Genomic DNA, 3,369 nt, shown 5'->3' with positions numbered 1-3,369 from the left:
GATCTTCCCCAAGAGTCCATATCGACGGGATGGTTTGGCACCTCGATGTCGGCTCGTCGCATCCTGGGGCTGGAGCAGGTCATGCCGGAGATGGTCGCGCCGGAAGCGGCGGGCATCGTCCGCAACGACCTCAACATGCTCGTGGCGACCGGCGGGCGGGAACGCACCGAGGCCGAGTTCCGGGAGCTGCTGGACGGCGCGGGGCTCACGGCCGTCTCGCTGACCGGGCCGCTGCGTGAGACCGCGTACCACGTCATCGAGGCGGCGGTCGCGGACTAGCTCATGTCAGGGGCCGCTTACGGCGCGGGCGCGCGGCCGTGCAGGATGGGAGCGCCGCAAGCAACCCGACGAAGGAGTGTCGCGTGAGTTCTCTCGACGGCCGCACGGCCCTGGTCACCGGAGGAAGCCGGGGAATCGGCCGGGCCATCGCCCTGGCGCTGGCCGCGGACGGCGCCAGGGTCGCCGTCGCCTACCGGCGCGACGACGAGGCCGCGCGCAAGACGGTCGCCGACATCGAGGCCGCCGGGGCCTGGGGCCGCGCGTTCCGCGCCTCGGTCGACGACCTCGACCAGTGCCGTTCCCTGGCCGCGCGGGTGGAGGCGGAGCTGGGCGAGCTGGACATCCTCGTGCACAGCGCCGGGATCGCCAGCCGCGGCAACAGCGTCGCCGACACCGACCCCGCCGAGCTGGAGCGGGTCATGCGCGTGCACGCGTTCGGCCCGCACCACCTCAGCCAGGCGCTGATCCCGCTGATGAGGCGCGCCGAGCGCAGCGACATGGTCTTCGTCTCGAGCGTCGCCACGGACCTGATGCCGCCGTTCGGCGGCCCCTACGCGATGGGCAAGGCGGCGATGGAGGCGCTCGCCCGGGTGGTCGCGAAGGAGGAGCGCGGCAACGGCATGCACGTCAACGTCGTCGCGCCCGGCCTGGTGGACACCGAGATGGGCAGCCGTCTGGTCAGGGCAACGGCCGGCATCGAGGACATCCGGCAGCAGGACGCCGCGTCCCCCTACGGTCACGTGTGCACGCCCGAAGAGGTCGCCGGCGTGGTCCGGTTCCTCGTCTCGGACGCCGCGTCCTACGTGACCGGGCAGCGCGTCGTCGTGGACGGCGGGACGTTCTGACGCTCAGTGGCGCGTCCAGTCGGGCTGGGCGAAGTCGGCGACCCGGGCCGGCCGGCCGAGCAGCACCACCTCGCGGAACTGCCACAGCATCGCGCCGGTGGGGGCGTGGACGCGCCACCCGGGGCCCAGCCACATCTGCAGCAGACGCCCGCCGCCCGGCTGCGGGACCCAGACCGGGGTGGCGTCGTCGGCGAGTCTGCGCAGGGTCGTGTGGTGGACGGAGTGGACCTCGTCCGGGCTCGGCGCGAGCGGGCCCGGGTCGTCCAGCGCCACCACGACCGGTGTGATCGCGAAGCCCGAGGCGGCGGGGAAGTCGTCGAGCCTGCCGAGGACGTCGGCGGGGCCGGCGGTCAGGCCGATCTCCTCGTGCAGTTCGCGCAGCGCCGCCTGCTCGGGGGTCTCGCCGTCCTCGAGACGGCCGCCCGGCAGCCCCCACTGGCCCGCGTTCCGGCCCCGAAGGGCGCGCTTGATGAGGATCACCGACGGGACGCCGTCGTGCTCGACAGCGCACAGCACCACCCCGGCGCGGCGCAGGCCGGGCGCGTCGGGGACGGCGGTGTGCTCGAACGAGCCGAGCCGTCCGGCGGCGAGCGTCCGGAACGCGGCGAGGTCGTCGAAGGGGCCGGGAAAGGGGACGCTCATGCGTCGATCCTGCCAGGCCCCGCGCCCGCCTCCCGCGCGTACCGGCCGGGCGAGGTACCCACGGCGGCCGTGAAGTCGCGGGTGAAATGCGCCTGGTCGGCGTAGCCGAGTTCGGCCGCCAGCTCCGCCCAGTCGACCCCCGCTCCGGACGCGGCCCGCTCGGCGGCCTCCTGCATCCGGAACCGCCGGATCACCCACTTCGGGCCGGCGCCCACGTACTCGTGGAACAGGCGCTGCAGGCTGCGCGGGCTCAGCCCGACCTCCTCGGCCAGCTCGCCGACCCGCACCAGGCCCGGCCGCGACGCGATCCGCTCGACGACCGCGGCGGCCTTGGCGGCGGACGGGTCGGGCTCGGGCGCACGGGCGGACAGGAACGCCGCCAGCACCAGACCGCCGCGTGCGCGTCGGCGGTCGCGAACACCTCCCCGGCGAGGTTCAGGCCCTCCTCGCCGAAGACCTCGTCCACCCCCGGGAACCGGCCGGTCAACGTGGACACCGGCGCGTCCATGAACGGCCTGAACCCGCCGGGCCGGAAGGCGGCCCCCACCACGCGCCCCTCGCCCTGGATCTCCTCGACGAAGTCGTCCCGCACGACGCCCGCGATCCGCGCCCGCGTCGTCCCGGCGGTCAGGTAGCTGGTGAACGTGACGTGGACCGACGGGCGCGTGAGGATCCGCTGGCGGTGCGGCGGGCGTCCCCGAAGGTCCCAGCGCAGCACCCAGAAGTTCGCGACGAACGGCGCGAGCGCGGCGGGCGGTTCGAGCCGCTCGATCCGGAACCGCTCCAGCCCCGTCCGCGCGTGCAGGATGCCCCGCGTCCCGCCGGGTAGGGGTCCTTCCACCGGCCCAGGCTAATCGGTGTCGCGTTTGTTCAAGACCGGCGCCGCCGACTCGTCCTAACGTGCAGGTGTGTTCGAACGGACGAGCGAGGAAGAGACCATGGATATCCGGAGCCAGATGACGCCCGCCGCGGAGGCCGCGGCGCGGATCGTCCTGGAGGTCCCCGAAGAGAGGATGGACGCGCCCACGCCCTGCCCGGACTGGGACGTGCGGGCCCTTCTCAACCATCTGATCTTCTGGAGCGCGCGGGGCGAGACCGCCGCGCGCAAGGAGCCGCCCGCCGGACCGGGGGAGGACCACGACTTCACCGCCGAGCCCGGCTGGGCCGAGCGCTTCGCGGAGCAGGCCCGCCGGACCGCCGAGGCATGGCAGGACCCGGCCGCCTGGGAGGGGAACACCAGCCTCACCGGCAACAAGGAGGGCATGCCCGCCGGGTTCATCGCCGGGATCGTCTTCGGCGAGTGCGTCCTGCACGGCTGGGACCTCGCCGTCGCCGCCGGCCGCCAGCCCGCCTTCCCGGAGCCGGTGCTCCAGGCCGCCTGGCAGCAGGTCGCCTCCACGGCCGAGATCAGCCGCCAGTACGGCGCGCTCGGTCCCGAGGTCGCCGTGCCGGACGACGCGCCGCTGCTCGACCGCCTCCTCGGGCTGTCCGGCCGCGACCCGTACTGGAAGCCCTCGCCTGACCGGCTCGCCCGCTCAGCTTCACACCGTCCCCCTTGCGCGCCGCCGTAGCCGCATGCCAATCTTGGAACGATCATTCCAAG

Annotated in this window: 5 protein-coding genes and 1 rRNA gene; 3 read left to right on the top strand and 3 right to left on the bottom strand. The window is 74.1% G+C overall.

Features of this window, described 5'->3' with window-relative positions; translation table 11 throughout:
• Positions 1-180: ribosomal RNA gene (locus AB0C69_RS40260) — 23S ribosomal RNA — on the top strand; the annotation flags it as partial.
• Positions 181-362: 182 nt separating this feature from the next.
• Positions 363-1,124: an SDR family oxidoreductase gene (locus AB0C69_RS40255; RefSeq protein ID WP_360361686.1), complete on the top strand. Its 762-nt coding sequence runs from the start codon at positions 363-365 to the stop codon at positions 1,122-1,124.
• Between the two features lie 3 nt (positions 1,125-1,127).
• Here the strand turns inward: AB0C69_RS40255 and AB0C69_RS40250 are convergent, their stop codons facing one another.
• From AB0C69_RS40250 to AB0C69_RS40240, 3 genes are read right to left on the bottom strand one after another with little or no spacing between them, the layout of a single operon-like run.
• Positions 1,128-1,766, bottom strand: a complete 639-nt coding sequence (locus tag AB0C69_RS40250; protein WP_360361683.1) for a CoA pyrophosphatase — start codon at positions 1,764-1,766, stop codon at positions 1,128-1,130.
• Complete coding sequence (locus AB0C69_RS40245) at positions 1,763-2,053, bottom strand: helix-turn-helix domain-containing protein (protein WP_360361680.1); 291 nt, start codon at positions 2,051-2,053, stop codon at positions 1,763-1,765. The genes AB0C69_RS40250 and AB0C69_RS40245 overlap by 4 nt, the downstream gene beginning before the upstream one ends.
• Positions 2,017-2,607: a DUF6597 domain-containing transcriptional factor gene (locus AB0C69_RS40240; RefSeq protein ID WP_360361677.1), complete on the bottom strand. Its 591-nt coding sequence runs from the start codon at positions 2,605-2,607 to the stop codon at positions 2,017-2,019. Before AB0C69_RS40240 ends, AB0C69_RS40245 begins: the two co-directional genes overlap by 37 nt.
• Positions 2,608-2,704: 97 nt before the next feature.
• On the opposite strand from AB0C69_RS40240, the gene AB0C69_RS40235 reads away from it, so the two are divergent.
• Positions 2,705-3,337 carry a TIGR03086 family metal-binding protein gene (locus AB0C69_RS40235; protein ID WP_360361674.1) on the top strand — a complete coding sequence of 211 codons (633 nt, stop codon included), beginning with the start codon at positions 2,705-2,707 and terminating at the stop codon, positions 3,335-3,337.
• Positions 3,338-3,369 lie beyond the last annotated feature (32 nt).

It is taken from the genome of Actinomadura sp. NPDC048032, assembly GCF_040653175.1.
GTDB classification, from domain to species: Bacteria; Actinomycetota; Actinomycetes; order Streptosporangiales; family Streptosporangiaceae; genus Spirillospora; species Spirillospora verrucosospora.
Note: the sequence above shows the minus strand (reverse complement) of the source record. Positions and strands in the feature narration are given on the sequence as shown.